28 protein-coding genes are annotated in these 26781 nt (G+C 70.1%); 20 read left to right on the top strand and 8 right to left on the bottom strand.

The genetic code is table 11. The features are described from left to right. Nucleotide 1: 1 nt before the first annotated feature. The gene (locus tag CLT74_RS27050; RefSeq protein ID WP_099850097.1) at nucleotides 2-1480 is read right to left on the bottom strand and encodes an SDR family oxidoreductase; all 1479 of its coding nucleotides are present in this window, start codon (nucleotides 1478-1480) and stop codon (nucleotides 2-4) included. Between the two features lie 34 nt (nucleotides 1481-1514). Here CLT74_RS27050 and CLT74_RS27055 point away from each other — a divergent pair, with 34 nt between their 5' ends. The 14 genes from CLT74_RS27055 to CLT74_RS27120 all read left to right on the top strand — a co-directional run bounded on the left by CLT74_RS27055 (nucleotide 1515) and on the right by CLT74_RS27120 (nucleotide 13946). Beyond that, nucleotides 1515-2801 carry a serine hydroxymethyltransferase gene (locus CLT74_RS27055; RefSeq protein WP_099850099.1) on the top strand — a complete coding sequence of 429 codons (1287 nt, stop codon included), beginning with the start codon at nucleotides 1515-1517 and terminating at the stop codon, nucleotides 2799-2801. After that, complete coding sequence (locus tag CLT74_RS27060; RefSeq protein WP_099850100.1) at nucleotides 2798-3271, top strand: Cg1360 family ATP-synthase-associated protein; 474 nt, start codon at nucleotides 2798-2800, stop codon at nucleotides 3269-3271. The genes CLT74_RS27055 and CLT74_RS27060 overlap by 4 nt, the downstream gene beginning before the upstream one ends. Before the next feature lie 165 nt (nucleotides 3272-3436). Further along, nucleotides 3437-3658 carry a hypothetical protein gene (locus CLT74_RS27065; RefSeq protein ID WP_093405421.1) on the top strand — a complete coding sequence of 74 codons (222 nt, stop codon included), beginning with the start codon at nucleotides 3437-3439 and terminating at the stop codon, nucleotides 3656-3658. Beyond that, nucleotides 3659-4480, top strand: a complete 822-nt coding sequence (gene atpB / locus CLT74_RS27070) for a F0F1 ATP synthase subunit A (protein WP_099850102.1) — start codon at nucleotides 3659-3661, stop codon at nucleotides 4478-4480. It begins immediately after the preceding gene. Nucleotides 4481-4575: 95 nt separating this feature from the next. After that, nucleotides 4576-4797, top strand: coding sequence for an ATP synthase F0 subunit C (atpE, locus tag CLT74_RS27075; RefSeq protein WP_092377903.1), 222 nt, complete (start codon nucleotides 4576-4578; stop codon nucleotides 4795-4797). A gap of 29 nt (nucleotides 4798-4826) precedes the next feature. Continuing rightward, nucleotides 4827-5357, top strand: a complete 531-nt coding sequence (locus CLT74_RS27080; protein WP_099850104.1) for a F0F1 ATP synthase subunit B — start codon at nucleotides 4827-4829, stop codon at nucleotides 5355-5357. Beyond that, nucleotides 5357-6178, top strand: coding sequence for a F0F1 ATP synthase subunit delta (locus CLT74_RS27085; RefSeq protein WP_099850106.1), 822 nt, complete (start codon nucleotides 5357-5359; stop codon nucleotides 6176-6178). Before CLT74_RS27080 ends, CLT74_RS27085 begins: the two co-directional genes overlap by 1 nt. Before the next feature lie 91 nt (nucleotides 6179-6269). Then, complete coding sequence (gene atpA, locus CLT74_RS27090; protein WP_099850108.1) at nucleotides 6270-7916, top strand: F0F1 ATP synthase subunit alpha; 1647 nt, start codon at nucleotides 6270-6272, stop codon at nucleotides 7914-7916. Nucleotides 7917-7925: 9 nt separating this feature from the next. Continuing rightward, the gene (locus CLT74_RS27095; protein WP_099850110.1) at nucleotides 7926-8864 is read left to right on the top strand and encodes a F0F1 ATP synthase subunit gamma; all 939 of its coding nucleotides are present in this window, start codon (nucleotides 7926-7928) and stop codon (nucleotides 8862-8864) included. Then, nucleotides 8864-10318 carry a F0F1 ATP synthase subunit beta gene (gene atpD / locus CLT74_RS27100; RefSeq protein WP_099850112.1) on the top strand — a complete coding sequence of 485 codons (1455 nt, stop codon included), beginning with the start codon at nucleotides 8864-8866 and terminating at the stop codon, nucleotides 10316-10318. The genes CLT74_RS27095 and atpD overlap by 1 nt, the downstream gene beginning before the upstream one ends. 228 nt (nucleotides 10319-10546) lie before the next feature. Beyond that, nucleotides 10547-11692 carry an LCP family protein gene (locus tag CLT74_RS27105; protein WP_099850115.1) on the top strand — a complete coding sequence of 382 codons (1146 nt, stop codon included), beginning with the start codon at nucleotides 10547-10549 and terminating at the stop codon, nucleotides 11690-11692. A 90-nt stretch (nucleotides 11693-11782) separates the two neighbouring features. Further along, on the top strand, nucleotides 11783-12067 hold the full coding sequence (locus CLT74_RS27110) for a F0F1 ATP synthase subunit epsilon (protein ID WP_099850117.1): 285 nt from the start codon (nucleotides 11783-11785) through the stop codon (nucleotides 12065-12067). A 12-nt stretch (nucleotides 12068-12079) separates the two neighbouring features. After that, the gene (locus CLT74_RS27115) at nucleotides 12080-12535 is read left to right on the top strand and encodes a DUF2550 domain-containing protein (RefSeq protein WP_099850119.1); all 456 of its coding nucleotides are present in this window, start codon (nucleotides 12080-12082) and stop codon (nucleotides 12533-12535) included. A gap of 817 nt (nucleotides 12536-13352) precedes the next feature. Then, nucleotides 13353-13946 carry a hypothetical protein gene (locus CLT74_RS27120; RefSeq protein WP_099850121.1) on the top strand — a complete coding sequence of 198 codons (594 nt, stop codon included), beginning with the start codon at nucleotides 13353-13355 and terminating at the stop codon, nucleotides 13944-13946. A 343-nt stretch (nucleotides 13947-14289) separates the two neighbouring features. Here CLT74_RS27120 and CLT74_RS27125 read toward each other — a convergent pair whose 3' ends face one another. Continuing rightward, nucleotides 14290-14706 carry a VOC family protein gene (locus tag CLT74_RS27125; protein ID WP_099850123.1) on the bottom strand — a complete coding sequence of 139 codons (417 nt, stop codon included), beginning with the start codon at nucleotides 14704-14706 and terminating at the stop codon, nucleotides 14290-14292. Then, nucleotides 14682-15254, bottom strand: a complete 573-nt coding sequence (locus tag CLT74_RS27130; protein ID WP_099850125.1) for a cob(I)yrinic acid a,c-diamide adenosyltransferase — start codon at nucleotides 15252-15254, stop codon at nucleotides 14682-14684. The genes CLT74_RS27125 and CLT74_RS27130 overlap by 25 nt, the downstream gene beginning before the upstream one ends. On the opposite strand from CLT74_RS27130, the gene murA reads away from it, so the two are divergent. Together murA and CLT74_RS27140 are read left to right on the top strand one after the other, a co-directional pair. Then, a complete protein-coding gene (gene murA / locus CLT74_RS27135) occupies nucleotides 15253-16695 on the top strand; it encodes a UDP-N-acetylglucosamine 1-carboxyvinyltransferase (protein ID WP_099850126.1) in 1443 nt (480 codons plus the stop codon). The two genes, CLT74_RS27130 and murA, sit on opposite strands and share 2 nt — an antisense overlap. Before the next feature lie 74 nt (nucleotides 16696-16769). Continuing rightward, nucleotides 16770-17618, top strand: coding sequence for a 3-hydroxyacyl-CoA dehydrogenase family protein (locus CLT74_RS27140; RefSeq protein ID WP_099850128.1), 849 nt, complete (start codon nucleotides 16770-16772; stop codon nucleotides 17616-17618). Between the two features lie 42 nt (nucleotides 17619-17660). On the opposite strand, the gene CLT74_RS27145 is transcribed toward CLT74_RS27140, so the two are convergent. Both CLT74_RS27145 and CLT74_RS27150 read right to left on the bottom strand, forming a co-directional pair. Further along, nucleotides 17661-18509, bottom strand: coding sequence for an ABC transporter permease (locus CLT74_RS27145; protein WP_099850129.1), 849 nt, complete (start codon nucleotides 18507-18509; stop codon nucleotides 17661-17663). Next, nucleotides 18506-19354: an ABC transporter ATP-binding protein gene (locus CLT74_RS27150; RefSeq protein WP_099850131.1), complete on the bottom strand. Its 849-nt coding sequence runs from the start codon at nucleotides 19352-19354 to the stop codon at nucleotides 18506-18508. Before CLT74_RS27150 ends, CLT74_RS27145 begins: the two co-directional genes overlap by 4 nt. 107 nt (nucleotides 19355-19461) lie before the next feature. Here CLT74_RS27150 and CLT74_RS27155 point away from each other — a divergent pair, with 107 nt between their 5' ends. After that, nucleotides 19462-21465 carry a protein meaA gene (locus CLT74_RS27155; protein ID WP_099850133.1) on the top strand — a complete coding sequence of 668 codons (2004 nt, stop codon included), beginning with the start codon at nucleotides 19462-19464 and terminating at the stop codon, nucleotides 21463-21465. A gap of 46 nt (nucleotides 21466-21511) precedes the next feature. On the opposite strand, the gene CLT74_RS27160 is transcribed toward CLT74_RS27155, so the two are convergent. Both CLT74_RS27160 and CLT74_RS27165 read right to left on the bottom strand, forming a co-directional pair. Continuing rightward, nucleotides 21512-21811: a DUF1540 domain-containing protein gene (locus CLT74_RS27160; RefSeq protein ID WP_099850135.1), complete on the bottom strand. Its 300-nt coding sequence runs from the start codon at nucleotides 21809-21811 to the stop codon at nucleotides 21512-21514. 85 nt (nucleotides 21812-21896) lie between these two features. Continuing rightward, the gene (locus CLT74_RS27165) at nucleotides 21897-22517 is read right to left on the bottom strand and encodes a DUF4126 domain-containing protein (protein WP_099853048.1); all 621 of its coding nucleotides are present in this window, start codon (nucleotides 22515-22517) and stop codon (nucleotides 21897-21899) included. Nucleotides 22518-22588: 71 nt separating this feature from the next. On the opposite strand from CLT74_RS27165, the gene nucS reads away from it, so the two are divergent. After that, nucleotides 22589-23248 (top strand): endonuclease NucS, encoded by a 660-nt coding sequence (gene nucS, locus CLT74_RS27170; protein WP_099850137.1) that lies wholly within the window; start codon nucleotides 22589-22591, stop codon nucleotides 23246-23248. 12 nt (nucleotides 23249-23260) lie between these two features. On the opposite strand, the gene CLT74_RS27175 is transcribed toward nucS, so the two are convergent. Beyond that, on the bottom strand, nucleotides 23261-24757 hold the full coding sequence (locus tag CLT74_RS27175; protein ID WP_099850139.1) for an aldehyde dehydrogenase family protein: 1497 nt from the start codon (nucleotides 24755-24757) through the stop codon (nucleotides 23261-23263). 254 nt (nucleotides 24758-25011) lie between these two features. On the opposite strand from CLT74_RS27175, the gene CLT74_RS27180 reads away from it, so the two are divergent. Both CLT74_RS27180 and CLT74_RS27185 read left to right on the top strand, forming a co-directional pair. Further along, nucleotides 25012-25476 (top strand): FHA domain-containing protein, encoded by a 465-nt coding sequence (locus tag CLT74_RS27180; RefSeq protein WP_099850141.1) that lies wholly within the window; start codon nucleotides 25012-25014, stop codon nucleotides 25474-25476. A gap of 94 nt (nucleotides 25477-25570) precedes the next feature. Then, nucleotides 25571-26635 (top strand): alpha/beta fold hydrolase, encoded by a 1065-nt coding sequence (locus tag CLT74_RS27185; RefSeq protein ID WP_486582594.1) that lies wholly within the window; start codon nucleotides 25571-25573, stop codon nucleotides 26633-26635. Nucleotides 26636-26781 lie beyond the last annotated feature (146 nt).

The following is a 26781-nucleotide window of genomic DNA, read 5'->3' on the forward strand; positions in this document are numbered from 1 at the left end:
CTCAGCGGGTCGGTGCGCCTGCCGCGACCCGTTCGGCACCGGCGGCGATGTTGCGGGCCATTCCGCCGAAGACCAGGGCGTGGAACGGCGTCACCGCGATCCAGTACGCGTGCCCAACCAGCCCCCGGGGCAGGAACACCGCCCGCTGCCGGTAGCTGACCTGGCCGTTGTCGCCCCGCCGCACCTGCATCTCCAGCCAGGCCCGACCGGGCACCCGCATCTCGGCGCGCAGCCGCAGCAGTTCGCCGGGGACGATCTCCTCCACCCGCCAGAAGTCCAGCGCCTCACCGACGCGCAGTTGGTGCGGGTGACGCCGGCCCCGCCGCAGCCCCACCCCGCCGACCAGCCGGTCCAACCAGCCGCGCACCGACCAGGCCAGCGGGAACGAGTACCAGCCGTTCTCCCCGCCGACCCCCTCGATCACCTGCCACAACGCCTCCGGCGGGGCGGTGACCGTCTGCTCCCGCAGGTCGGTGTAGGCGGTGCCGCCGCTCCAGTGCGGGTCGCTCGGCAACGGCTCGGCCGGCGCGTCCGCCCCGGCCGCGTTCGTCCAGCGGGTCTCCACCTCGGCGTCGCGTACCTTGACCAGCGCCAGCTCGACGGCCCTGTCGAAACCGGTGAGTCCGCCGGGCGGATCCGGGACGTACCTCACGATGTCGTGCTCGTGCGCTATCGCCTCGTGCACCAGGCTCTCCACCAGCGGCCGGGCGATCGCGTTCGGCACCGGCGTGATCAACCCGACCCAGTGTGACGAGAGCGTGGGCGTCAGCACGCGTACCGGCAGCAGTAGCCGGGTGGAGAGCCCGGCCACCCGGGCGTACCGCTGCATCATCTCGGCGAAGGTCAGCACGTCCGGGCCGGCGATGTCGAAGGCCCGGTTGAGCTCCGGGGGCAGCCCCGCGCAGCCGGCCAGGTAGTGCAGCACGTCGCGGACCGCGATCGGCTGGATCCGGTTGCTGACCCAGCGCGGGGTGACCATCACCGGCAGCCGCTCGGTCAGGTAGCGCAGCATCTCGAACGACGCCGAGCCGGACCCGAGGATCACCGCCGCCCGCAGCACCACCGTCGGTACCCCGCTGTCCAGCAGGATCCGGCCCACCTCGGTACGGGAGCGCAGGTGCGCCGAGGTGACGTCGTCGGGCGCCGGCTGCGGCCCACCCAGGTAGACGATCCGCCGTACGCCGGCGGCGCGGGCAGCCTCGGCGAAGGCCGTCGCGGCCTGCCGGTCGGCGGCCTCGAAGCCGGCCTGGCCGAGCGAGTGCACGAGGTAGTAGGCCACGTCGACGTCGTCGAAGACCCCGGCCAGGCTCTCCGGTCGGCTCAGGTCACCCTCGACCACCTCGACCTGCGAAGCCCACGGCACGTCGCGCAGCCGGCCGGCCCGCCGGGCCAGGCAGCGCACCGTGTGTCCCTCCGCCAGCAGGCGTGGCGCAAGCCGCCCACCGATGTATCCCGTCGCGCCGGTCACCAGGCATCTCACGCCTCCAGTCTGCGGTCTCATAGACTCTGGCGCTGTGGAGACCGCCGAGGGCACCTTCTGGGGGCCGGATTTCGAGCAGCTCAGCACGGCCGACCCGGAAATCGCGGAGGTGGTGCTCGGCGAGCTCGACCGGCTGCGCGGCGGCCTGCAACTGATCGCCAGCGAGAACCTCACCTCCCCGGCGGTGCTGGCGGCGCTCGGCTCCACGCTCACCAACAAGTACGCCGAGGGCTACCCGGGCCGGCGTTACTACGGTGGCTGTGCGCAGGTCGATCGGGCCGAGGAACTCGGCATCGCCCGCGCGAAGGACCTCTTCGGCGCCGAGCACGCGAACCTCCAGCCGCACTCCGGCGCGAGCGCCAACCTGGCGGCGTACGCCGCCCTGGTGCAGCCGGGTGACACGGTGCTGGCGATGGAGCTGCCGCATGGTGGCCACCTGACCCACGGCAGCCGGGTGAACTTCTCCGGTCGGTGGTTCAACCCCGTCGGCTACACCGTCCGGCAGGACACCGAGCTGATCGACTACGACGAGGTACGGGATCTCGCCCGCGCCCACCAGCCGAAGATGATCATATGTGGGGCGACGGCCTATCCACGGCTGATCGACTTCGCCCGGTTCCGGGAGATCGCCGACGAGGTCGGTGCGTACCTGATGGTGGACGCGGCGCACTTCATCGGGCTGGTCGCCGGGCAGGCGATCCCGTCGCCGGTGCCGTACGCCGACGTGGTCTGCGCGACCACCCACAAGGTGCTGCGCGGTCCACGCGGCGGCATGATCCTCTGCCGGGAGTCGCTTGCCGAGCGGATCGACAAGGCGGTCTTCCCGTTCACCCAGGGTGGTCCGCTGATGCACGCCGTGGCGGCCAAGGCCGTCGCGCTGCACGAGGCGGCGCAGCCGGCGTACCGCAGCTACGCCGCGCAGGTGGTGGCCAACGCCCGGGCCCTCGCCGACGGGCTGGCGGCTGAGGGAATGCGCCCGGTCTCCGGCGGCACCGACACCCACCTGGCCCTGATCGACCTGCGGGAGACCGGGGTGACCGGCGCCGAGGCCGAGGCGCGGTGCGACGCGGCGACCATCACGCTCAACAAGAACGCGATCCCGTACGACCCGCAGAAGCCGACGGTCGCCTCGGGGATCCGGGTGGGCAGTCCCAGCGTCACCACCCAGGGCCTCGGGGAGGCGCAGATGAGGCAGGTCGCCGAGCTGATCGCCCGGGCGGTGCGGACCGACCCGTCCGCCCCGGGCGGGGCCGACGAGCTGGCCCGGATCGCCGCTGAGGTGGCCGAACTGGTCGCCGAGTTCCCGGCCTACCCCCGATGAGCGGGCCCCGCGCCGGTGAGCCCGACGTACCCCCGACGACCGCTCCCCGGGCGGGCGAGCCCGGCGCCATCCGCGCCCGGCTGCCGTACCTCCGTCTTCCGTTGCTCGCCTGTGCCGCGCTGGCCGTGGTCGCGGTGCCGTTGGCCGCCGTGCTGCGTGGTCCGACCGGCGCGGTCGGGGTGGCCGCCGGTATCGCCCTGGTGATCGTCAGTTACCTCATCTCCGGGCTCTCGGTGGCCTGGGCGGACGCCGTCCACCCGCGACTGATCATGTCAGTGGGGCTTGTCACCTACGCCACGAAGATCGTCATCCTGGGCGTGGCGCTGAGTGCCGTGGCAGCTACCGGTTGGCCGGGTCTGCCCGATCTGGGCGTGGCGATCATCGCGGCCGTGGTGGTGTGGACCGCTGCCCACCTGACCTGGGCATTGCGCTCGCCGCTGCCCAGCGTGGACCGTCCGTCGGATCACTGACCGTACGGCTGGCGTTTCCCGGGCGTTTCGTGGGCCTGTCCCGCTGGTCGGACAGGAGTAGGCTGACCCCGGCTTGATGCGCCGCACCCGCCGCCCGCACGCTGCTCGCAGTGTGGGGGGTGCCGCACACTCGCGAAACACCCGGCTGATAGTGTTCGCGACGTCATGGCCGACAACCCCCACCGCAGAAGCCCCGACGAACACTCGTCGGAAGGTGTCGCCGGAGCCGTCCTCGGCTACCTGCTCGCCGGCATCGTGGTGTGGGGATTCCTCGGCTGGTTGGCGGGGGAGTTCCTGGGCCTGCCGACCGGCGTCGGAATCGCCGTCGGCATGATGCTCGGCGCAGCCGGAGCGATCTACCTGATCATGAAGAGGCTCAGTGCCTGAGTGCCGGCACGCGCGGGTCTGTCGAGTGCGGAGGATGACACGGTGAGCGGACAGCTTGTCGCCGCAGAGGGCCTTCCCTGGCCCCCCAGCGTCGGAGACTTCTACCCGCCGGACCTCGCCGGTCCGTGGGTCACGAAGTTCACGCTGATGGTCTGGCTGGCCGTCGGGATTCTGATCATCTTCTTCATGGCCAGCTACCGGAACCCGAAGCTGGTGCCGAGCAAGAGCCAGTGGTACGCGGAGTCGATCTACGGGCTGGTCCGGGACAACATCGCCCGGGAGCAGATGGGCAAGGACGGCATCCGGTTCGCGCCGTACTTCACAGTGCTGTTCTGCTTCATCGCGGTGACAAACCTCTTCGGCGTCACCCCCGGGTTGCAGATCTCGCCGAACTCGCACATCGCCTTCCCGATCGTGCTGGCCGCGATCACCTACGTGATGTACCTCTACATCGGTGTCCGCAAGCAGGGCCTGGGCCGCTACCTCAAGCAGAGCCTGATCATCCCGGGTGTGCCGTGGCCGATGCATGTCCTGCTGATCCCGATCGAGTTCCTGCAGAACTTCATCAACCGGCCGGTCACCCTGGCGGTGCGACTCTTCGCCAACATGTTCGCCGGTCACCTGATCCTGCTGGTCTTCACCGTCGGCGGCTTCGTGATGCTGGCCTCGGACAACGTCTTCGTTCAGGTGACGTCGATCTTCTCGTTCCTGATGGCGATCCTGATGGCCTTCTTCGAGGTGCTCGTCGCGCTGTTGCAGGCCTACGTCTTCGTCACCCTGACCGCCAACTACATCGGCACGTCGCTCGCCGACGGGCACTGATCCAAAGACCTCGGCGGGCCGCCCGGCCCGACCAAGCTTCCGGTACGACCGCGTACGCGTGAGAACTCACGCCTCTACTAGGAGGAATACCCGCAATGGACGTTATTGCCGCCATCGAGGGCAACGTCAACACCATCGGCTACGGCCTCGCCGCCATCGGCCCCGGCATCGGTGTCGCCCTGGTCTTCGCGGCCTACATCCAGGCCAGCGCCCGCCAGCCGGAGTCCGCCGGCTACAACCGCACCTGGCTGGTCCTGGGCTTCGCGCTGGTCGAGGCGCTCGCCCTGTTCGGCCTGGTGCTCGCGTTCGCAGTCTGACGTAGCCCGACGCGACCCGGAGGTCTGACATGTATGTCGCCGCTGAAGGTGTAGAGCACCACCCGCTCGTGCCGATCTGGCAGGAGCTCGTCGTCGGGACGATCGCCTTCGCCCTGCTCTGCTTCGTGCTGCTCAAGTTCGTGATGCCGCGCATGGAGGCGATGTACCAGGCGCGGGTCGACGCGATCGAGGGCGGCCTCAAGCGTGCCGAGGCCGCTCAGGCCGAGGCCAACCAGCTGCTGGAGCAGTACCGGGCCCAGCTCGCCGAGGTGCGTACCGAGGCGGCCCGGATCCGGGACGACGCCCGCGCCGACGCCGAGTCGATCCGGACGGAGATCCTGGCCAAGGCCCGGGAGGAGTCCGACCGGATCATCGCCGCCGGCCGGGAGTCGTTGGCCGTGGAACGCCAGACCATCGTGCGCGAGCTGCGCGCGGAGGTCGGCGGCCTCGCGGTCGACCTGGCCAGCCGGATCGTGGGCGAGTCGCTCGCCGACGAGGCCCGCCGCAAGGGCACCGTCGAGCGGTTCCTCACCGACCTCGAGAGCGCGGGGGCCCGCTGATGCAGGCCGCCAGCCGGGAGTCCTACGCCGCCGCGCTCGCGCGGTTGCAGGGGTACGTCGCCGGCGCCGAGCCGGCGACCGTGGCCGGCACCGGTGCGGACCTGCTCGCCGTCGCGGACCTGCTGCGGCGGGAGGTCCGGCTGCGTCGGGCGCTCTCCGACCCGGCCCGCTCGGGTGCGGACCGCACGGAGCTGCTGAACTCGGTGCTCTCCGGCAACGTCGGTGCGGACACGCTCGACCTGCTCGGGACGCTCGTCGCGGGCCGCTGGTCCGCGCCGTCGGAGCTGCTCGACGGTGCGGAGAGCCTCGGCGTGCAGGCCCTGCTCGCCAGCGCGGACCGCGCCGATGAGCTGGGCGAGGTGGAGGACGAGCTGTTCCGCTTCGGCCAGGTGGTCGCCGGGGATCCGCAGTTGTCAAACGCCCTGTCCGACCCGATGGCGCCGGTGGCGCAGCGGGCCGAACTGGTCGGGATGCTCCTGACGGGCAAGGCCCGCCCGGTGACGGTGCGGCTGGCGGAGGCGGCGCTGGCCGGCTTCGGTGGACGCTCGTTCACCGCCGCGCTGTCCCGGCTTGTGGAGTTGGCGGCGGAGCGGCGGGACCGGCAGGTCGCGTACGTGACGGTCGCCGCCCCGATCACCGAGGAGGAGGAGCGGCGACTGAGTGATCGGCTATCCGCTATATACGATCGACAGGTTGCTGTCAAGCTTACGGTTGATCCGACGATCCTCGGTGGAGTGAGCGTACGGGTGGGTTCGGACCTCTACGACGGGACGATCCTGCGCCGCCTCAACGAGACCCGCAACGCGCTCGCGAAGCGCTGACCAGCACCCGCGAAGCGCCCGGAAAGACAGTCGACCCGAGGACCGGTCGGTACTAGGTATCCCGGGCCCCTGATACTTAAGGAAGCAGAGGATGGCCGAGCTGACCATCTCGACGGAGGAGATTCGTGGCGCCCTGGAGCGCTACGTCTCCTCCTATTCGCCCGACGTCTCCCGTGAGGAGGTCGGCACCGTCGCCGACACCGGCGACGGCATCGCCCACGTCGAGGGCCTGCCCTCGACCATGACCAACGAGCTGCTGGAGTTCGAGGACGGCACGCTCGGCGTGGCGCTGAACCTCGACGTCCGGCAGATCGGCGTCGTCGTCCTCGGCGACTACTCGGGGCTCGAGGAGGGGCAGCGCGTCAAGCGCACCGGCCGGGTGCTCTCGGTGCCCGTCGGCGACGGCTTCCTCGGCCGCGTGGTCGACGCGCTCGGCAAGCCGATCGACGGCCTCGGCGACATCACCGACGAGGGCTACCGCGAGCTGGAGCTCCAGGCCCCCAACGTGATGTCGCGGCAGTCCGTCTTCGAGCCGTTGCAGACCGGCATCAAGGCCATCGACGCGATGACCCCGATCGGTCGGGGCCAGCGGCAGCTGATCATCGGTGACCGGAAGACCGGCAAGACCACGGTCGCCCTGGACGCCATCCTCAACCAGCGGGAGAACTGGGCCTCCGGCGACCCGAAGAAGCAGGTCCGCTGCATCTACGTGGCCATCGGTCAGAAGGCCTCCACCATCGCCTCGATCAAGGGGCAGCTGGAGGAGGCGGGCGCGATGGAGTACACCACGATCGTCGCCTCCCCGGCGTCGGACCCGGCGGGCTTCAAGTACCTCGCCCCGTACACCGGCTCGTCCATCGGGCAGCACTGGATGTACAACGGCAAGCACGTCCTGATCGTCTTCGACGACCTGAGCAAGCAGGCCGAGGCGTACCGGGCCGTGTCGCTGCTGCTGCGCCGCCCGCCGGGCCGTGAGGCGTACCCGGGTGACGTCTTCTACCTGCACTCCCGGCTGCTGGAGCGCTGCGCGAAGCTCTCCGACGAGATGGGCGGCGGCTCGATGACCGGCCTGCCGATCATCGAGACGAAGGCCAACGACATCTCGGCCTTCATCCCGACGAACGTCATCTCGATCACCGACGGCCAGATCTTCCTGGAGACCGACCTGTTCAACCAGGGCGTCCGGCCGGCGATCAACGTCGGCACCTCGGTCTCCCGGGTCGGTGGCGCCGCGCAGGTGAAGCCGATGCGCAAGGTCGCCGGTTCGCTGCGGCTGAACCTGGCCCAGTTCCGTGAGCTGGAGGCGTTCGCCGCCTTCGCCTCGGACCTGGACAAGGCCTCCCGCGCCCAGTTGGACCGCGGCGCTCGCCTGGTGGAGCTGCTCAAACAGCCGAACTACTCGCCGTACCCGGTGCAGGACGAGGTCGTCTCGGTCTGGGCCGGCACCGAGGGCAAGCTCGACGACGTTCCGGTCGGCGAGGTGCGGCGCTTCGAGACGCAGTTCCTGGAGCACCTGCGGCGCAAGCACAACGCCACGCTCCAGGCGATCGCCGACAACAAGTGGGACGACGAGATCATCGCCGCCCTCGACGCGGCCATCACCGAGTTCAAGCAGGGCTTCCTCGGTCGTGAGGACGAGCGCTCGATCAACGAGGCGCCGGCGGAGCCGCTGGAGGGCGAGTCCGAGCACGAGACGGTCACCCGCTACAGCGGCGGTGCTCCGGCCGAGAAGCGTTAGGGTCGGGCCATGGCGGCGCAGGTACGTGTTCTTCGTCAACGCATCCGCTCGGCGAAGGGGATGAAGAAGATCACCAAGGCGATGGAGCTCGTGGCGACGAGCCGGATCGCCAAGGCCCAGGCCCGGGTGGAGGCGTCCCTGCCGTACGCCCGGGCGATCACCGGCGTGCTCACGGCGCTGGCCTCCAACGCGCGGATCGACCACCCGATGCTTACCCCGCGCGAGCGGGTGCGGCGGGCGGGCGTGCTGCTGGTGACCGCCGACCGGGGCCTGGCCGGCGGTTACAGCTCCAACGCCATCCGCACGGCGGAGTCGCTTGTCGCCCGCCTTCAGGCCGACGGCAAGGAGCCGGTGCTCTACGTCATCGGGCGCAAGGGCGTGTCGTTCTACCGGTTCCGTAACCGGCCGATCGAGGGCAGTTGGACGGGCTTCTCGGAGCAGCCGTCCTTCGCCGACGCGCGCGAGGTGGGCGAGACGCTGATCAAGGCGTTCTCGGCCGGCGCCGACGACGTCGACGGCGAGCCAGGCCCGGACGGGGTGCGCGGGGTCGACGAGTTGCACATCGTCTACACCGAGTTCAAGTCCCTGATGACCCAGAACCCGGTCACCCGGATCATCGGCCCGCTCCAGGTCGAGGAGCGGCCCCGCTCCGAGGCGGCGCCCGGCGTGCTGCCGGACTACGAGTTCGAGCCGGAGCCGGAGGCACTGCTCGACGCGCTGCTGCCGAAGTACATCAACACGCGGATCTACGCGGCGTTGCTGGAGTCGGCGGCCAGCGAGTCGGCGGCCCGGCGGCGGGCGATGAAGAGCGCCACCGACAACGCGGAAGACATGATCGACAAGTACACGCGTGAGATGAACTCGGCCCGCCAGGCCGGGATCACCCAGGAGATCAGTGAGATCGTCGGCGGCGCTAACGCGCTGGCCGCGTCGGGAAGTGAAGTGTGATGACTGTTTCCACCGCTGCTGGAGGACCAGCCGAGACCAAGACGGCCACGGGTCGCGTGGTCCGGGTCATCGGCCCCGTCGTCGACGCCGAGTTCCCGCGCGACGCCATGCCGGACCTGTTCAACGCCCTGCAGGTGAGCGTGACCCTCTCCGGCGGCGAGAAGACGCTGACCCTGGAGGTCGCCCAGCACCTGGGTGACAACGTGGTTCGCGCCATCTCGATGCAGCCCACCGACGGCCTCGTTCGCGGCGCCGAGGTGCGGGACACCGCCTTCCCGATCCGGGTGCCGGTCGGCGACGCGGTCAAGGGCCACGTCTTCAACGCGATCGGCGAATGCCTCAACCTCACCGAGGGCGAGACCATCGAGGCCGACGACCAGTGGGGCATCCACCGCAAGGCCCCGGCCTTCGCGGACCTGGAGCCGAAGACCGAGATGCTGGAGACCGGCATCAAGGTCATCGACCTGCTCGCTCCGTACGTCAAGGGCGGCAAGATCGGCCTGTTCGGCGGCGCCGGCGTGGGCAAGACGGTGCTCATCCAGGAGATGATCACTCGGGTCGCCCGCAACTTCGGTGGCACCTCGGTCTTCGCCGGCGTGGGTGAGCGGACCCGTGAGGGCAACGACCTCATCCACGAGATGACCGAGTCCGGCGTCATCGACAAGACCGCGCTGGTCTTCGGCCAGATGGACGAGCCGCCGGGCACCCGGCTGCGGGTCGCGCTCTCCGCGCTGACCATGGCGGAGTACTTCCGGGACGTGAAGAAGCAGGAGGTGCTGCTCTTCATCGACAACATCTTCCGCTTCACCCAGGCCGGTTCCGAGGTCTCCACCCTGCTGGGCCGGATGCCCAGCGCGGTGGGTTACCAGCCGACCCTGGCCGACGAGATGGGCGAGCTCCAGGAGCGGATCACCTCCGTCCGGGGTCAGGCCATCACCTCGATGCAGGCGATCTACGTGCCGGCGGACGACTACACCGACCCGGCGCCGGCCACCACCTTCGCCCACCTGGACGCGACCACCAACCTGGAGCGGTCCATCTCCGACAAGGGCATCTACCCGGCGGTGGACCCGCTGGCGTCCTCGTCGCGGATCCTGGCCCCCGAGTTCGTCGGTCAGGAGCACTTCCAGGTGGCCAGCGAGGTGAAGCGGATCCTCCAGCGCTACAAGGACCTGCAGGACATCATCGCCATCCTCGGTATCGAGGAGCTCTCCGAGGAAGACAAGATCACGGTCCAGCGGGCCCGGCGGATCGAGCGCTTCCTGTCGCAGAACACCTACGCGGCGGAGCAGTTCACCGGCGTGCCGGGCTCGACGGTCCCGATCAAGGAGACCATCGAGGCCTTCCGCAAGATCAGCGAGGGCGAGTACGACCACTTCCCCGAGCAGGCGTTCTTCATGTGCGGTGGGCTCGACGACCTGGAGAAGAAGGCCGCCGAGCTGATGAAGGGCTGACCTCGGCGCTTCCGCAAGACACGAAAAAAGAAGGCCGCCCCGGTAACCCCGGGGCGGCCTTCTGTTCATCTTCACGACGTACCATCGCCGCTGCCCGGTTTCCCGTGCTCGGCGATCACGCCGACTGCGAGATACCGTCTAGCCACGCTCATGCGCCGATGAGCGTTGATCGGTTTAAACCATTCGGCCCCGCGCGCCCGTATTCCCCAGGGGGCGCGACGAACGGAGATGCTTGTGGGTAAGGCCGGCAGACGCGGCAAGCGCGGTGGGCGGTCGTCGGTGTGGCGGGGTGTTCCCCGCTGGGCGCAGCTCTGCACCATCTTCGGCGTCGTCCTGATGGTGCTAAGCGGGACGAGCCTGGTGGGCGCGGAGGCGCTGATGGCCCGCTACGAGGGTGCCATCGGCAAGGCGGACCTCTTCGGCGACCAGGCGGCCGGCGCCACTCCCAAGAGCGACATCAAGGGCCCGCTCAACATCCTGCTGGTCGGCATCGACCCTCGCGACAAGGACACCCCGCCGCTGTCTGACGCGATCATGGTCCTGCACGTGCCGAAGGAGATGGACCGCGCGTACCTCTTCTCCCTGCCGCGCGACCTCTACGTGGAGATCCCGCCGTTCGAGAAGGCGGACTTCAACGGTGACACCACCAAGCTGAACGCCGCGATGTCGTACGGCAGTCGGGTGCCCGGTGGCAAGCCCGATGCGGCGAGAGGCTTCGAGTTGCTCGCCATCACCGTGCAACGGGTCACCGGCATCAAGCGCTTCGACGCGGGCGCGATCATCAACTTCTCCGGCTTCCAGAAGATCGTCGACGCGATGGGTGGCGTCACGATGAACATCGAGCGGGAGGTCCGCTCCGAGCACCGCGAGCCGAACGGCAAGCACCGCCAGGGCAACCCCAACGGCGAGGGCTACATCGGGCCGCAAGCTGTCTACAAGAAGGGCAAGCAGCACCTGAGCGGCTGGCAGGCGCTGGACTACGTCCGCCAGCGGTACCCGGAGAACGGTGTCCCCGACGGGGACTACGGCCGGCAGCGGCACCAGCAGCAGTTCGTCAAGGCGATGGCCGGCCAGGCCCTCAGTGCCGACGTGGTGACCAATCCGGTCAAGCTGGACAAGGTGCTCCGTGCGGCGGGTGAGTCGCTGATCTTCAGTGGTCGGGGGCACAGCGTTGTCGACTTCGGTCTCGCCCTCAAGGACATCCGCCCCGGCAACATCCAGATGATCAAGCTGCCCGGTGGCGGTGTCGAAGAGAACGGCAAGTACCTCGGTGAGCGGTTCGCGCCCGAGGTGGACGACTTCTTCGTCGCTCTGGAGCGGGAACTGCTCGACCCGTTCCTCCTCGAACATCCGAAGCTGGTGAGCCGGAGCTGATTCGTGGTGCAGGTCTTGGCACCCGCCTGAAGAACAGGTCCGGGGCGCGACTAGAATTTTCCCAATCCGCCGCCTCAGCAAGGAGACAGCGTGGCAGAGCAGCTAAACGTCCAGCTCGTGGCCGTCGAGGAGAAGGTCTGGTCGGGCAAGGCCGAAATGGTCATGGCCCGGACGACCGAAGGTGAGCTGGGTGTGCTGCCGGGGCACGCGCCCATGCTCGGCCAGCTCGCCGAGCCCGGCCAGGTACGCATCAAGCTTCCCGGGGGTGAGCAGCTCACCTACGACGTGGCGGGCGGCTTCCTCTCGGTCAGCCAGCAGGGCGTGACCGTACTGGCGGAGAACGCCACTCCGGCCGCCGCAGCTTCGGGTAACTGAGCCGACCCGCCGATGGAGATCGTCGAAGGGGTCGGAATCGGCGTCGCCGTGATCCTCGGCGCGATCCTGTTTCTCTTCATCCGGCGGGCTCTGGTCACCCGAAGCGGAGGCATCATCCGGCTCAGTGTCCGGACCTCCACCATGCTCGACGGCCGAGGCTGGTCGCCCGGTTTCGGCCGCTTCGTCGGCGACGAACTCCGCTGGTACCGGATGTTCAGTTTCGCCGTACGCCCCAAGCGGGTGCTCTCCCGCGAAGGGTTGACCGTCGAACGACGGCGACTGCCCGAGGGGCAGGAACGAATGTCCATGCCCGCCGACTGGATCATCCTTCGCTGTACCAGTCGACACGCCCCGGTCGAGATCGCCATGGCACGATCAACCGTCACCGGGTTTCTCTCCTGGCTCGAGGCCGCCCCTCCGGGGGCGGTCTCGCCACGTATGGCCTCCCAAGACTGGCCCGCCGCCTAACCCACTCACCCCCGTGCCCCTCCGCACCCCGGAGCTCCCGCGCCTCATGATCAACCGTGCGGTAGCGGTAGGACGTGTGGGGGTTTGTGCGGTGCTGGGTGTTTTGGATTGGTGTGGCTGGGGCCGGGTGGTCGGGGTTGTGCCGCGCGACCGGCTCGGCCGGTGCCCCGGCCGATTGCGGGCCACACTCGCCACGGTCGGTGCCCCGGCCGATTGCGCGCCGAGCCGGCTCGGCCGACCCCCGAACGCTCGACATGCGGCAAAGCGGGGTCACCGCCCGGCGGAAGGGCCCGAGACGCCGTATCCCGAGGCCGGGGCCGGGCAGGTGGATCACACCCCCGTCCTGGGCAGGCACCGCACCGATGTGCCGGGTGTCCGGTTCCGTGGGCATCCGGGGCGATCTTGGTACGGTTTTGCCCTTGGGTGGGCGGTTTCGGACCAAGATTGCCTGGGTGGTCGGGGGCTTGGGGTGGAATGGGTGGCGGGTCGGGGGCGTTGGATAGTCCCGGACGGCTGAGGAAGACCTGTCCGCCGCGCTGTGGTGAGCGGCTCGGGCCGGAATGGTGGTGGGCCGGCGGTCGTTGGACATCCCTGAACGGCCGACGAGGACCGCTCGCTGTGGTGGGTGCATGGCCCCGGGAATGATCCGGGCCGGTCGGTCGTTGTGCATGGTCCCGGCGGCGTGAAGTGGCGATACGGCCCCGCGTGCCGGAGGACTTCTCTTTCCCCCTTGTTTGAGCGCCTGTCGGTGCTTGCGTGCGCCTGACCGATCCCCCTCGGTGTGGGTGTGCGTCGACCCCCGAATTGGAGCTTTGCCATGAACACGAACTCGATGCTGCGGAAGAGTGTGCTGGGTGTTGCGGGTCTGGCTTTCACCGTTGGCATGTTCGCTGGTCCGGTGGCCGCGCACGCCGATGTCACCCCGGTCCAGACGACCCCGGTCGCGGCGGTGCAGGCGGACAAGGCGGACATGGGCAAGTTGCTGCCGCATGGCACCCCCAGGAACCAGTCGACGATCGAGCTGAATGATGAGCAGGTCGGCAATGTGAAGGCGATCATCGCGGCGACGAAGAAGGCCGGTATGGACGAGCGGGCCGCGGTGGTGTCGATCGCGACGGCGTTGCAGGAGTCGAAGTTGGAGAACCTGGGTCATCTGGGTGACCGCAACGACCACGACTCGCAGGGCCTGTTCCAGCAGCGCCCGTCCTCCGGGTGGGGCACGGTGGAGCAGATCACCGACCCCGAGTACTCGACCCTGGCGTTCCTGAAGGGTTTGAAGCAGGTCGACGGCTGGCAGGACATGCCCCTCACTGAGGCGGCGCAGACGGTGCAGGTGTCGGCCTACCCCGACCACTACGCCCAGTGGGAACAGCAGGCCGCCGACCTCGTCGCCCAGCACTGGACCAGCTGACCCATGACCTGAACCAAGGGAACACAACCGAAGACATTCCTCCACAGGGGGAACAAGCCGCTGGCCGGCACCCGATCCCAGGGTGCCGGCCAGCGGCACATCCCCAGCAGACAACCGGCAAGGCAGAGCGACAGCCAGCCAGCCCGGCCAGCAGATCAACCCACCCGAGCTGGCCTACGCCCGTATGGAGACCGACCAGGTCAGGCTGGGGGCGACCGTGCCCGGCGCAGGGATCAAGCCTGACCGCCCGAAGCCGGGCACGGTCGCCCCCAGCCCCCACCGCAACCACCCACGAAGCCAGGCACAGCCGCCCAACCGCAACCACCCACGAAGCCAGGCACGGTCAGCCCGAGGCGACCAACTCCACCTCGTACCCCTGCCCGTCCGTCAGATACCCGGCGTACGTGTCGGGCCCGCCGGCGTGCGGGTGGCGGTCGGCGAAGAGCAACTCCCAGCCGTACGCCGGTGCCTGCTCGACCAGCCGGTCCACGGCGGCGGGCGAGCCGGCGTGGAAGGCCAGGTGGTTGAGTCCCGGGGCGAGCCGGTCGTGCCGTCGGCCGGTGAGCGCGGGCGACGCCTCCAGCACCAGATAGGTCGGGCCGAGCCGCCAGGAGTGGCCGACCGGCCACTGCTGGAACGACGTCCAGCCCAACTCACCGAGCAGCCAACCCCAGCTACGCATCGCGGCGGTCAGGTCGGGTATCCAGACCTCCACGTGGTGCAGTGCACCGAGCGTCACCGGCCTCCGCCCGGCACCCATAGCACGTCTCCGTCCGGATTTGCCGTTCTTGACAGGATAAAGAGCAGATCCGACAGGCGGTTGAGATACTTTGCCGGGAGGTGGCTGGTCCGGTCGGGGTCGTGTGCGATGAGCGCCCACGCCGACCGCTCGGCGCGCCGGGCGATCGTCCGCGCCGCGTGCAGCAGCGCCGCGCCCGCGGTGCCGCCGGGGAGGATGAAGGAGTCGAGCTTGCTCAGGCGCGCGTTGTACTCGTCGCACCAGCCCTCAAGGCGCTCGACGTACTCCTCAGTGACCCGCAGCGGCGGATACTTCGGGTCCGGTTCGACAGGGGTGGACAGGTCCGCGCCCACGTCGAACAGGTCGTTCTGGATCAAACCCAGCACCCGGCGCAGCTCGTCGTCGAGCTGGCCCAGGGCGAGTGCCACGCCGAGCGCGGCGTTGCACTCGTCGACGTCGGCGTACGCGGCGATCCGTGGATCGTTCTTCGGCACCTGCTCGTTGTTGCTCAGCCTGGTCATGCCGGCGTCGCCGGCCTTGGTGTAGATGCGCGTGAGGTGGACGGCCATGACGCACAGCCTACGGATACCGGACCTGACGATCCCGGCACGGCCGGACGCCGGCGCGGGGTGGCCTGCGGGCGTCGGCCCGGGTGACGCCGGTGACGCCGCGGTCGCCGACGTCGACGTCATCCGGGTACGCGGTGGCGCCCGACTGGCCGGCACGGTGCACGTGGTGGGTGCGAAGAACTCGGCGTTGAAGTTGATGGCCGCCGCGTTGCTCGCCCCGGGCCGAAGCGTGATCACCAACGTGCCGCGGATAACCGACATCGCCATCATGGGTGAGGTGCTGCGCCGCCTCGGCTGCGGCGTACGGTTCGACGCCGACGACCCGGTGGACCCGATGGTCACGGGCGGCGGGGTGGCCCGGTCCCGCTCGGTCACCATCGACGTGCCGGAGCAGCCGGGCGTCGAGGCCGACTACGACCTGGTCCGCCGGCTGCGGGCGTCGATCTGCGTGCTCGGTCCGTTGCTGGCCCGCCGGGGCTACGTGCGGGTGGCCCATCCGGGTGGTGACGCGATCGGCTCGCGGGGTCTGGACATGCACATCTCCGGGCTGACCCGGATGGGCGCCGACATCTCCGGAGAGCACGGTTTCGTGATCGCTTCGGCGCCCGACGGGCTGCGGGGCGCGGAGATCGTGCTGGACTTTCCCAGCGTCGGGGCGACCGAGAACCTCGTCATGGCGGCGGTGCTGGCCGAGGGCACCACCGTGATCGACAACGCGGCCCGTGAGCCCGAGATCGTCGACATCTGCACGATGCTCCAGCGGATGGGTGCGCTGATCGACGGTGAGGGGACCTCGACCATCACCATCGTCGGCGTACCCCGGTTGAGTCCGGTCCGGCACGCCACGGTGGGGGACCGGATCGTCGCGGGGACCTGGGCGTTCGGCGCGGCGATGACCCGTGGCGACGTCACCGTGACGGGTCTCGACCCGGCGTTCCTGGAGGTCGCGCTCGACAAGCTGGTGACGGCCGGCGGCATGGTGGAGACCCGGGCGGACAGCTTCCGGGTACGGATGGACGACCGGCCCCGGGCGGTGGACGTGGTCACGTTGCCCTACCCGGGCTTCGCCACCGACCTGCTGCCGATGGCGATCGGGCTCGCGGCGCTCAGCGAGGGCGCGTCCCTGATCACCGAGAACATCTTCGACGGCCGGTTCATGTTCGCCAACGAGATGATGCGGCTGGGCGCGGACATCAAGACCGACGGGCATCACGCGGTGGTACGCGGCCGGGAGCGGCTCTCCGGCGCTCCGGTGCGGGCGACCGACATCCGGGCCGGTGCCGGGCTCATCATCGCCGGGCTCTGCGCGGACGGGGTTACCGAGGTGTCCCACGTGCACCACGTCGACCGGGGCTACCCCGACTTCGTGTCCGACCTGCGGGCACTCGGCATCGAGGTGGAGCGGGCGACCGCACCCGAGGAACCCGAACTGACCATCTGAGTCGCCTTAGCCATCGTTCAGCCCCGCCGACTAGGGTGCAGACAGACACTCATTCGCAGCGAGGGAGAAGCAGCATGGCGGGTCGACTCGCGGTCGTCGGTGCCGGTCTGATGGGTTCGGGCATCGCCCAGGTGGCGGCGCAGGCGGGCTGGCAGGTGGTGCTGCGGGATCTGGATGACGCGGCGACGGCACGCGGTCTGGACGGCATCCGACGGTCACTTGCGAAGTTCGCCGAGAAGGGGAAGCTCTCCGACGACGACGTCGAGGCGGCGCTCGGGCGGATCACCCCCACCACCGATCTGGAAGCGGCCGCCGACGCGGACATCGTCATCGAGGCGGTCTTCGAGAAGTTGGAGATCAAGCACGAGGTGTTCCGCGCGCTGGACAAGATCTGCAAGGCGGACGCGGTGCTTGCCACAAACACCTCGGCGATCCCGGTGACCCAGATCGCCACGGCCACCGATCGGCCGGAGGCGGTCGTCGGCACCCACTTCTTCTCGCCGGTGCCGATGATGAAGCTCTGCGAGCTGGTGCGTGGCTACAAGACAAGCGACGCCACCCTGGAGCGGGCGAAGTCGTTCGCCGAGGAGATCGGCAAGACCGTCGTGGTGGTGAACCGTGACATCGCCGGCTTCGTCACCACCCGACTGATCTGCGCCCTGGCCATGGAGGCGGTCAAGCTGGTCGAGGCGGGCGTCATCTCCGCCGAGGACCTGGACACCGCCTGCCGGCTCGGCTTCGGGCACGCGATGGGTCCGCTGGCCACCGTCGACCTGACCGGTGTCGACGTGCTGTTGAACGCGACCCGCAACATCTACACCGACACGGCCGACGAGAAGTTCTTCCCGCCGGAGCTGTTGCAGCGGATGGCCACCGCTGGCGATCTGGGCCGCAAGACCGGCCAGGGTTTCTACTCGTACTGACGCCGTTGCGGGGGAGGGCCCGGCCGGGGCCCTCCCCGTGGCTCAACCGTCGCGGCGGGTGGTCCAGCGGAAGGTGGTCAGGCAGAGCACCAGACCGATCACGCACCAGACGCCCAGCACCAGGGCGACCCGGGTCAGCTCGAACGAGCCACCGGGTTCGTCCGCGCCGAAGCTCTCCGGCAGGAACACCGCCCGCAGTCCCTGGCACATCCACTTGAGCGGAAACAGCGCCGCCACCTGCTGCATCCAGGACGGCAGGTTGGTGAAGACGAAGAAGACCCCGGAGATGAACTGGAGCACCAGCGCGACCGGGGTGACCACCGCCGAGCCGCTGCGGGCGGTCCGGGCCAGCGACGAGATGGCGATGCCGCAGAGCGTGCAGGCGGTCACCCCCAACGCGCTGACCCAGCCGAAGGTCAACCAGGCAGTGGTGGTGGTCGGCAGGTCCAGGTCGAACAGCGTCACCGAGACCGCGAGCAGCAGCGCGGTCATCACGACGCCGGTCACCAGCACCATGATCACTTTGCCGGCGAACCAGACCCACTTCGGCATCGGGGTGCCCCGGTAACGCTTGAGCACGCCCCGGTCCCGTTCGATCGGGATCCAGATGCCGAGGTTCTGGAAGCTGACGGTCATCAGGCCGGTCGCGATCATGCCGGTGATGAAGTACTGCGTGTAGCTCACCCCCGGCGCGATCTCCTCGTTGAAGATCGACGCGAAGATCAGCACCATGATCAGGGGGAAGCCCAGCGTGAACACGACGGACTCGCGGCTGCGCAGGAACTGCCGGATCTCCAACCGCCCCTGACGCAGCGCGAGGCCGGTCGGGCCGCTCCGCCGGGCCGGGGCTGCCGCGCTGACCGGGGTCGCCGGTTTCGTCGTGGTGGTCATCGGTGTCCGATCATCGTCAGGTAGATGTCCTCAAGGGTGGGCCGGGTGACGGTCAGGCCGGGCACCTCACCGCCGAAACGCGCGGCGAGGTCCGCCACGAGCGCCGTCGGCGTCGCGCTCTGCGCGCTGTCCAGCGTGCCGTCCGGCGTACGCCAGGAGACCGTGGCCAGCGCCTCCTGCCGGTTGCCGAGGCGGTTCGGTGCGGCGACCTCGACCAACCGACCACCGGCGATCACCCCCACCCGGTCGGCGAGCGCCTCGGCCTCGTCCAGGTAGTGCGTGGTCAGCACGATCGTGGTGCCGGCCGCGGCGAGATCGCGGATCAGCTCCCAGAACTCCCGCCGAGCCTCCGGGTCGAAGCCGGTTGTCGGCTCGTCGAGGAAGAGCAGCTCCGGGCGGCCGACGATACCGAGCGCCACGTCGAGCCGGCGCTTCTGGCCGCCGGAGAGGGTGTGCGTACGGGCGCGTGCCTTGGCGGTCAACCCGACCCGCTCGATCACCTTGTCGGGGTCGTCGGCGTCGGCGTAGAAGCCGGCGAAGTGGTGCACCACCTCGGCGACGGAGAGTTCGTCGAACTCTCCGGTGCCCTGGAACACGATGCCGACCCGCCCCCGCCAGTCGCGCGTCGGGTTGGCCGGGTCGACGTCCAGGACGCGTACCTCGCCGGTGTCGCGCTGGCGGTAGCCCTCCAGGATCTCGACGGTGGTGGTCTTGCCGGCGCCGTTCGGCCCGAGCAGGGCGAACACCTCACCCCGGTGGACGTCCAGGTCCAGGCCGGCGACCGCGAGGCTGTCACCGTACGTCTTGCGCAGCCCTCGGACGCGGATCGCGACGTCGTCACTCATGCCGTCAAGTGTGCGGCCCGTCAGCACCAGGCGTCCGCACCGGGGGTGGCGGACGCTGTGTGGTTTTGCACAGCCCGTTCTACTGGACGGTAACTTAAACTCCGGCCATGGACGAGAAGGCACTCCCGGGCCGGCTGCCGGAGCGCGACCGCCCCTGGGTGATGCGTACGTACGCGGGGCACTCCTCCGCCGCCGCGACAAACGCGCTCTTCCGCCGCAACCTGGCCAAGGGGCAGACGGGCCTGTCGGTCGCCTTCGACCTGCCCACCCAGACCGGGTACGACCCCGACCACGAACTCGCAAACGGCGAGGTCGGCCGGGTCGGCGTGCCGGTGGCGCACCTGGGCGACATGCGGGCGCTCTTCGACGGCATCCCGCTTGCCGACATGAACACCTCGATGACCATCAACGCGCCGGCGATGTGGCTGCTCGGCCTCTACGGCACCGTCGCCACCGAGCAGGGCGCCGAACTCGCCAGCTGTGCCGGCACCACCCAGAACGACATCATCAAGGAGTACCTGTCCCGGGGGACGCACATCTTCCCGCCGGCCGCCTCGCTCCGGCTGACCGCCGACGTGGTCGCGTACGCCCTGCGGGAGATGCCGCGCTGGAACCCGGTGAACATCTGCTCGTACCACCTCCAGGAGGCCGGGGCGACTCCGGTGCAGGAGGTGGCGTTCGCGTTGGCCACGGCGGTGGCGGTGCTCGACGCGGTACGCGACAGCGGTCAACTGCCGGCGCAGCGGATGGGTGACGTCGTACAGCGGATCTCGTTCTTCGTCAACGCCGGGGTGCGCTTCGTCGAGGAGATCGCCAAGATGCGCGCGTTCGGCGCGTTGTGGGACGAGATCACCCGCGACCGGTACGGCGTCGAGGACCCGAAACAGCGCCGCTTCCGGTACGGCGTGCAGGTCAACTCCCTCGGCCTGACCGAGGCCCAGCCGGAGAACAACGTGCAGCGCATCGTGCTGGAGATGCTGGGGGTCACCCTCTCCCGCCAGGCGCGGGCGCGGGCGGTGCAGCTGCCGGCCTGGAACGAGGCGCTCGGCCTGCCGCGTCCGTGGGACCAGCAGTGGTCGCTGCGCATGCAGCAGGTGCTCGCGTACGAGTCGGACCTGCTGGAGTACCCGGACCTGTTCGAGGGCTCGCACGTGATGACGGCCCTTGTCGACGAGATCGTCACCGGTGCCCGGGCCGAGCTGGCCACGGTGCTGGAGATGGGCGGTGTGGTCGCCGCCGTGGAGAGCGGATACCTCAAGAGCGCTCTGGTGGCCTCGCTGGCCGCGCGGCGGCGACGGATCGAGGCCGGCAGCGACGTCGTGGTCGGCGTCAACCGGTTCACCGAGACCGAACCGTCACCGCTGACCGCAGCCGGCGCCGAGGCCGTCGTACTTGTCGATCCCGTGGTGGAGGTCGCCGCCACGGCAGCCGTACGCGCCTGGCGGGCCGATCGCGACGCGGCGGCCGTGGACGCGGCACTGGCCCGGTTGCGCGCGGACGCCGCTACCACGACGAACCTGATGGCGGCCACCCTGGAGTGCGTGAGCGCCGGGGTGACCACCGGCGAGTGGGCGGCGGCCCTGCGCCAGGTCTTCGGCGAGTACCGGGCCCCGACCGGGCTGGCGGCCGGATCCACGAGCGGCGGCGACGAGGGTCTGGCCGAGGTCCGCGCCCGGGTCGCCGCCACCGCCCGCGAGCTGGGCAGCGGGCGGCTGCGACTGCTTGTCGGCAAGCCGGGCCTGGACGGGCACTCCAACGGTGCCGAGCAGATCGCGGTACGCGCCCGGGACGCCGGCTTCGAGGTGGTCTACCAGGGCATCCGGCTCACCGCCGGGCAGATCGTGGCCGCCGCGGTGGAGGAGGACGTGGACCTGGTCGGGCTCTCGGTGCTATCCGGCTCGCACCTGGCGGCGGTGCCGGCGGTGCTCGACGGGCTGCGGGCCGCCGGCCGACCGGACCTGCCGGTGGTGGTCGGCGGCATCATTCCCGCCCGGGACGCCGAGCAACTGCGCGCCGCCGGCGTGGCGCGGGTGTTCACCCCGAAGGACTTCGCCCTGACCGGGATCATCGACGAACTGGTCACCGTCATCCGGCAGGCGAACGAACTGTGACGCCACGGCTCCCGGCACGGTGCCGGGAGCCGTGCTGACGACGGTGTCAGCGGTGGCTGTAGGTCATGCAGTCGGCCAGGTCGGCGTCGGGGCCGACCTTGATGCCGGGTGCCTGGCACTCCAACTGCTCGTTGTGCCGGCAGTCGGCGCGCTGACACGCCCCGACCTGGGCGATCTGCCCGTCGGCACCGGCCCGGACGGCAGGCATCTCGATGAAGGTGTGGCAGTGGGCGTGGTCCATGCTGCCGATGGTGATGGCGAAGGCGTGGCAGTCGCCGGTGTGGTTGTACGCGCACGCGGCGACCACACACTCCTGGACCCGGGGCATCTCCATAGCTGCGGTCATGACCCAACCTCCTCCGTTGATTGCCCCAATTTTAGGCTTTAGGGCCGGTTGAGGTGGCGATTCGGTCGAGCCCGACGCCCCGCGATCAGACGCGGAAGCCCGCCTCGCGTGCCGCCTGCCGCTCCCGCCGCCGGTCCGCCCGGCGGCGTAGCAACCACGGCAGGACGAGCACCAGGGCGACCAGGAAGGCGAGCACCAGCACCGGCAGGATGATCGCGACGAGCGACATGACCACGCTTGTGGCGTCCTCGGCGGTGCTCGCCACCGGCGCGCCCACGCCGGCCGTGGCCGCATTGATCACCGGCCGGGCTGTCGACTTCAGCAGATGCACGCCGAGCGCGATGAGCACCCCGACCAGCACCGGCAACCACTGGCCGCCACCGGCGAAGAAGCTGTCCGGGTCACTCACCGTCACGGTCTCGGAGGCGGAACCGGCCCCGAACGCCAGCCCGCCGGCCGTCGGTCGGACGACCGTCTGCACCACGTCGTTGATGTGGTCCACCACGGGCACCTTGTCCGCCACGAACTCGACGGCGAGCAGCACCGCGAGGATGCCCAGCACCCACTCGTTGCCGAGCCACTGCCACCCGCCAGGCAGGTCGATGACGCTGGTGTAGCGGGCCAGCGCACCCATGAGGAGGAGCGGGATGTAGGCGTTCAGCCCCGCCGAGGCGGCGAGACCGGTACCGGTGAGTACTTCGAGCACCATCACAGCATCGCACCGGCACGCCAGCGCCGCTCGGTGGCGATGCCCGGTGACTCCGCTACCCTGCTCGGGTGCGGTTGGTGATTGCGAAATGCTCGGTGGACTATGTCGGACGGCTCTCGGCCCACCTGCCGCCGGCGACCCGGCTGTTGATGGTGAAGGCGGACGGGTCGGTGTCCATCCACGCCGACGACCGGGCGTACAAGCCGTTGAACTGGATGAGCCCGCCGTGTCGGCTGGAGGAGGCCCCCGGCGTCTGGCGGGTGGTCAACAAGGCCGGCGAGGAACTGCGGATCACCCTGGAAGAGATCTTCCAGGACACCTCGTACGAGCTGGGTGTCGATCCCGGGCTACGCAAGGACGGCGTGGAGGCGCACCTCCAGGAGCTGCTGGCGGCCAACCCCGAGACGCTGGGCGACGGGTTCACCCTGGTCCGTAGGGAGTACATGACCGCGATCGGCCCGGTCGACCTGCTCTGCCGGGACGCCAACCAGGGCACTGTCGCCGTCGAGGTGAAGCGCCGGGGCGAGATCGACGGCGTGGAGCAGCTCACCCGCTACCTGGAACTGCTCAACCGGGACCCGCTGCTCGCCCCGGTCGCCGGGGTCTTCGCCGCGCAGGAGATCAAACCGCAGGCGCGGGTCCTCGCCACCGACCGGGGGATCCGCTGTGTGGTGGTCGACTACGACCGGCTGCGTGGCATCGAGCGCGACGAGTTGACGCTCTTCTAGGACGCGCCCCGGTCACCGGCCGTAGATCAGCTTGACCGCCTTCACCAGCCGGGCGATGTCGGCCGGAGTGCGGTCGAACGTGGTCGAGGGCAGCACGGAGGGGCCCCGGCGGCGGGTGACCGCCTTGGCCCGGGCGAACTCGCGCAGCCCGTCCTCGCCGTGGATCCGGCCGAAGCCGGACTCGCCGACCCCGCCGAACGGCAGGGTGGACATGCCGGCGAAGGTGAGCGTCGAGTTGACCGAGGCCATGCCGGAGCGCAACCGTCGGGCGATCGCGACCGCACGTCGTTGACCGAAGACCGAACCACCCAGCCCGTACGGCAGGGCGTTGGCCCGGGCGAGCGCCTCGTCGACGGTGCGGACCCGATTGACGGTCAGGGTGGGTCCGAAGGTCTCCTCGCGTACGGCGGCGGCCTCCTCCGGCACCTCGACCAGCACTGTCGGGTGGACGTACGGCGGTTTCACCGCGTCGGGCCCGCCGAGGACCGCGCGACCGCCGCGGGCCACCGCGTCCTCGATGTGCCGCCGGATCACGTCGAGCTGGCTCGGCATGGTGATCGGACCGATGTCGGCGTCCCCGGGGCCGACGGTGAGCCGGCCCGCGCGCTCGACGACCTTGTCGACGAACGCGTCGAAGACCGGCTCCACGGCGTAGGCCCGTTCGATGCCGATGCAGGTCTGCCCGGCGTTTGTCATCGCTCCCCAGACGCAGGCTTCGGCGGCGGCGTCCAGGTCGGCGTCGACGTCGACGATCATGGCGTCCTTGCCGCCGGCCTCCAGCAGCACCGGGGTCAGCGACTCGGCGCAGGCCGCCATCACCTTCTTCGCGGTGGCGGTCGAGCCGGTGAAGGCGAGCTTGTCGACACCGGCCCGGCACAGGGCCGCGCCGACGTCGCCGAGGCCGTGCACCGCGGTGAGCACCGGATGCTCGGGCACCACCTCGGCGAAGCTGTCGACGAGCCACTGACCGACTACCGGGGTGTACTCGCTGGGCTTGAAGACCACCGCGTTGCCGGCCGCCAACGCGTACGCGATGGAACCGATGGGGGTGAAGACGGGATAGTTCCAGGGCCCGATCACGCCGATCACGCCGTGCGGCTGGTACTCCAGGTGGGCCGAGAACTCGGCCAGAACGAGCCGCGAGCGGACCCGCCGGGGGCCCAGCACCCGCCGGGCGTTACGGGCCGCCCAGTCGACGTGCTCCACGGCGGTCACGATCTCGACGAGTGCGTCGGCGACCGGCTTGCCACCCTCGGTGTGCATCAGGCCGGCCAACTGTTCCATCCGCTGCGCGAGCAGCCGCCGCCAGCGCAGCAGCCGCTCCCGCCGCCCGGTGTAGCCGAGCCCCGCCCACCACTGGCCGGCCGCGCGGGCCCGCTCGACGGCGCGTTCGACGTCCACCGCGCTGGCGACCGGAACGCGTCCTGCTTCGTCGCCCGACGCCGGGCTTGTCGAGATCAGGTGCTCGTGCTGGATCGTCGGGGTGCCGGGGGGTCGCACAGCCGTCATGGCGGAAGTCTAGACGCGAGGATTACTCGCCGGTAGGGGTGGGGAAACGGGCGAATCCTCCCGGCCGTCCGGACGGTTGAATCGGACGAACCGCCCGATCGGCTCGGTAGTTCCGTCGCGGGACGTCGTGGAAGATGTGAACGCAAAGCACCCGGACGGTTGCCGGTAGGCATCCGGCTGGATGGTGAAGGTGGACAGCCGTTGGTGACACGCTGGCCCGGGATCGTCGCACGGGTGGAGGGGCTGACACGTCCATGGAGGAACATCCGCAACTGATGCCGCTGCTGACGGTGGCCGCCGGGCCGATGCGCGGGCAGCGCTTCCGGCTGCCCCACCGACCACAGGTGATCGGCCGCGATCCGGCGGTCGACATTGTGGTGCGCGATCCGCACCTGAGCCGCCGACACGTCGAGATCTGGCGGGCCGGTGAGGGGGCCTCGCTCGTGGATCTCGGATCCACGAACGGCACCTGGGTGAACGGCATCCGGGCCACCGAGATCATCCGGCTCAGCGACGGCGACGTGATCCGGATCGGCAGTACCGAGCTGAGATTCTTCGATCCGGCGGTGGCCCGGACGGACCCGGTCGGTCTGAGTTTCGAACTGCCCCGGCAGGAGCGGCGTCCGACCCGACCGCTGCCCGTCACGGTCGAGACGCCCGTGGTGCCCGGGCAGCCCGGCGTACCGCCGGCGGCAGCCGTGGTCGGCGTTCGCCGCTGACGACAGAGTTTCGGGCTGGGTGGGTGCCGGCCACTCATGCCGGTCCGGACGGTGGTCGCCGGCCACATGGACCAGGGGTGCCGAGCGTGGCAGCATGCCCCGGATGGAGACCCAGCAGCAGGTCGTCACCGCTAACGGGATCACCCAGGCCGTCCGGGTGGCCGGACCCGTCGACGGGGTGCCGGTGCTGCTCGTGCACGGCAACTGCTCCTCGGCCGCCTTCTGGGAGCCGCTGGTGCGCCGCCTGCCGGAGACCCTGCGGGTGGTCGCTCCGGATCTGCGCGGCTACGGCGCCACGCAGACCGCTCCGGTCGACGCCGGCCGTGGCCTGACCGACTTCGCCGACGACGTGGCCGCGCTGCTCGACGAGCCGTCGCTCTTCGCCGAGGGCGCCCGGCCCGTGGTGGTCGGCCACTCTCTTGGTGGCGGAGTGGCGATGCGGCTGCTGGTGGACCACCCCGACCGGGTCGCCGGGCTGCTGCTCGCGGCGCCGGTGTCCCCGTACGGCTTCGGTGCCACCCGCGACCTGGCCGGCACTGCGACCACGACTGACCTCGCCGGCTCCGGCGCGGGCACCGCGAGCGGCGACTTCGTCGCGCGGCTGGCCGCCGGTGACCGCAGCGCCGAGGCGCGGACCAGCCCGCGCAGTGTGCTGCGGGCCGCGTACGTGGCGGACCCGTCCTGCCTCGGCGACGACGAGGAACTGCTGCTCGACAGCGTGCTCTCCACCGCGACCGGCACGGACAACTATCCCGGCGACGCGGCAGGGTCGCCGAACTGGCCGGGTAGCGCGCCGGGCGGTCGCGGCGTGCTCAACGCGCTCGCGCGGTTCCGGGTCGCCGAGGAACTGGTGGCCGTCACGCCGAAGCCGCCGGTCACCTGGGTCCGCGGTGACGCCGACGTGATCGTCTCGGACACTTCGCTGTTCGACCTGGCTCAGCTCGGGGCGCTGGGCGTGGTGCGCGGCTGGCCCGGGCCGCAGGAATGTCCGCCGCAGCCGATGATCGGGCAGACCCGCGCGGTGCTCGACCGGTACGCCGAGGCCGGCGGCAGCTACCGGGAGGTGGCGCTGCCCGGCTGCGGGCACAGCCCGCACCTGGAGCGCCCGGCGGAGTTCGTCGCGGAACTGCTCGCCCTCACCGGGGTCGACTCGGTCTGACCCACGCCGGCAGCCCGGTAGGAGTCGGCACGGAGAATCGGGCATCGGTGACATGTGCCACGGCACCTCGACAACCGTGGGTGACGTGGCAGACTCGCGCGCAGAACCTTAGCGGCCGTTCAAGTCCGGCCGTGTCGTCGCCGACA

The organism is Verrucosispora sp. CNZ293 (assembly GCF_002754655.1).

Bases quoted from the DNA above. Each gene is read 5' to 3' on its own strand.
- CLT74_RS27060 (WP_099850100.1), top strand. From the start codon at position 2,798: ATGAGCGGGCCCCGCGCCGGTGAGCCCGACGTACCCCCGACGACCGCT.
- CLT74_RS27065 (WP_093405421.1), top strand. From the start codon at position 3,437: ATGGCCGACAACCCCCACCGCAGAAGCCCCGACGAACACTCGTCGGAA.
- atpE (WP_092377903.1), top strand. From the start codon at position 4,576: ATGGACGTTATTGCCGCCATCGAGGGCAACGTCAACACCATCGGCTAC.
- CLT74_RS27080 (WP_099850104.1), top strand. From the start codon at position 4,827: ATGTATGTCGCCGCTGAAGGTGTAGAGCACCACCCGCTCGTGCCGATC.
- CLT74_RS27085 (WP_099850106.1), top strand. From the start codon at position 5,357: ATGCAGGCCGCCAGCCGGGAGTCCTACGCCGCCGCGCTCGCGCGGTTG.
- atpA (WP_099850108.1), top strand. From the start codon at position 6,270: ATGGCCGAGCTGACCATCTCGACGGAGGAGATTCGTGGCGCCCTGGAG.
- CLT74_RS27095 (WP_099850110.1), top strand. From the start codon at position 7,926: ATGGCGGCGCAGGTACGTGTTCTTCGTCAACGCATCCGCTCGGCGAAG.
- atpD (WP_099850112.1), top strand. From the start codon at position 8,864: ATGACTGTTTCCACCGCTGCTGGAGGACCAGCCGAGACCAAGACGGCC.
- CLT74_RS27105 (WP_099850115.1), top strand. From the start codon at position 10,547: ATGCTTGTGGGTAAGGCCGGCAGACGCGGCAAGCGCGGTGGGCGGTCG.
- CLT74_RS27115 (WP_099850119.1), top strand. From the start codon at position 12,080: ATGGAGATCGTCGAAGGGGTCGGAATCGGCGTCGCCGTGATCCTCGGC.
- CLT74_RS27120 (WP_099850121.1), top strand. From the start codon at position 13,353: ATGAACACGAACTCGATGCTGCGGAAGAGTGTGCTGGGTGTTGCGGGT.
- CLT74_RS27125 (WP_099850123.1), bottom strand. From the start codon at position 14,706: ATGGGTGCCGGGCGGAGGCCGGTGACGCTCGGTGCACTGCACCACGTG.
- murA (WP_099850126.1), top strand. From the start codon at position 15,253: ATGACGCACAGCCTACGGATACCGGACCTGACGATCCCGGCACGGCCG.
- CLT74_RS27130 (WP_099850125.1), bottom strand. From the start codon at position 15,254: ATGGCCGTCCACCTCACGCGCATCTACACCAAGGCCGGCGACGCCGGC.
- CLT74_RS27140 (WP_099850128.1), top strand. From the start codon at position 16,770: ATGGCGGGTCGACTCGCGGTCGTCGGTGCCGGTCTGATGGGTTCGGGC.
- CLT74_RS27145 (WP_099850129.1), bottom strand. From the start codon at position 18,509: ATGACCACCACGACGAAACCGGCGACCCCGGTCAGCGCGGCAGCCCCG.
- CLT74_RS27150 (WP_099850131.1), bottom strand. From the start codon at position 19,354: ATGAGTGACGACGTCGCGATCCGCGTCCGAGGGCTGCGCAAGACGTAC.
- CLT74_RS27155 (WP_099850133.1), top strand. From the start codon at position 19,462: ATGGACGAGAAGGCACTCCCGGGCCGGCTGCCGGAGCGCGACCGCCCC.
- CLT74_RS27160 (WP_099850135.1), bottom strand. From the start codon at position 21,811: ATGACCGCAGCTATGGAGATGCCCCGGGTCCAGGAGTGTGTGGTCGCC.
- CLT74_RS27175 (WP_099850139.1), bottom strand. From the start codon at position 24,757: ATGACGGCTGTGCGACCCCCCGGCACCCCGACGATCCAGCACGAGCAC.
- CLT74_RS27180 (WP_099850141.1), top strand. From the start codon at position 25,012: ATGGAGGAACATCCGCAACTGATGCCGCTGCTGACGGTGGCCGCCGGG.
- CLT74_RS27185 (WP_486582594.1), top strand. From the start codon at position 25,571: ATGCCCCGGATGGAGACCCAGCAGCAGGTCGTCACCGCTAACGGGATC.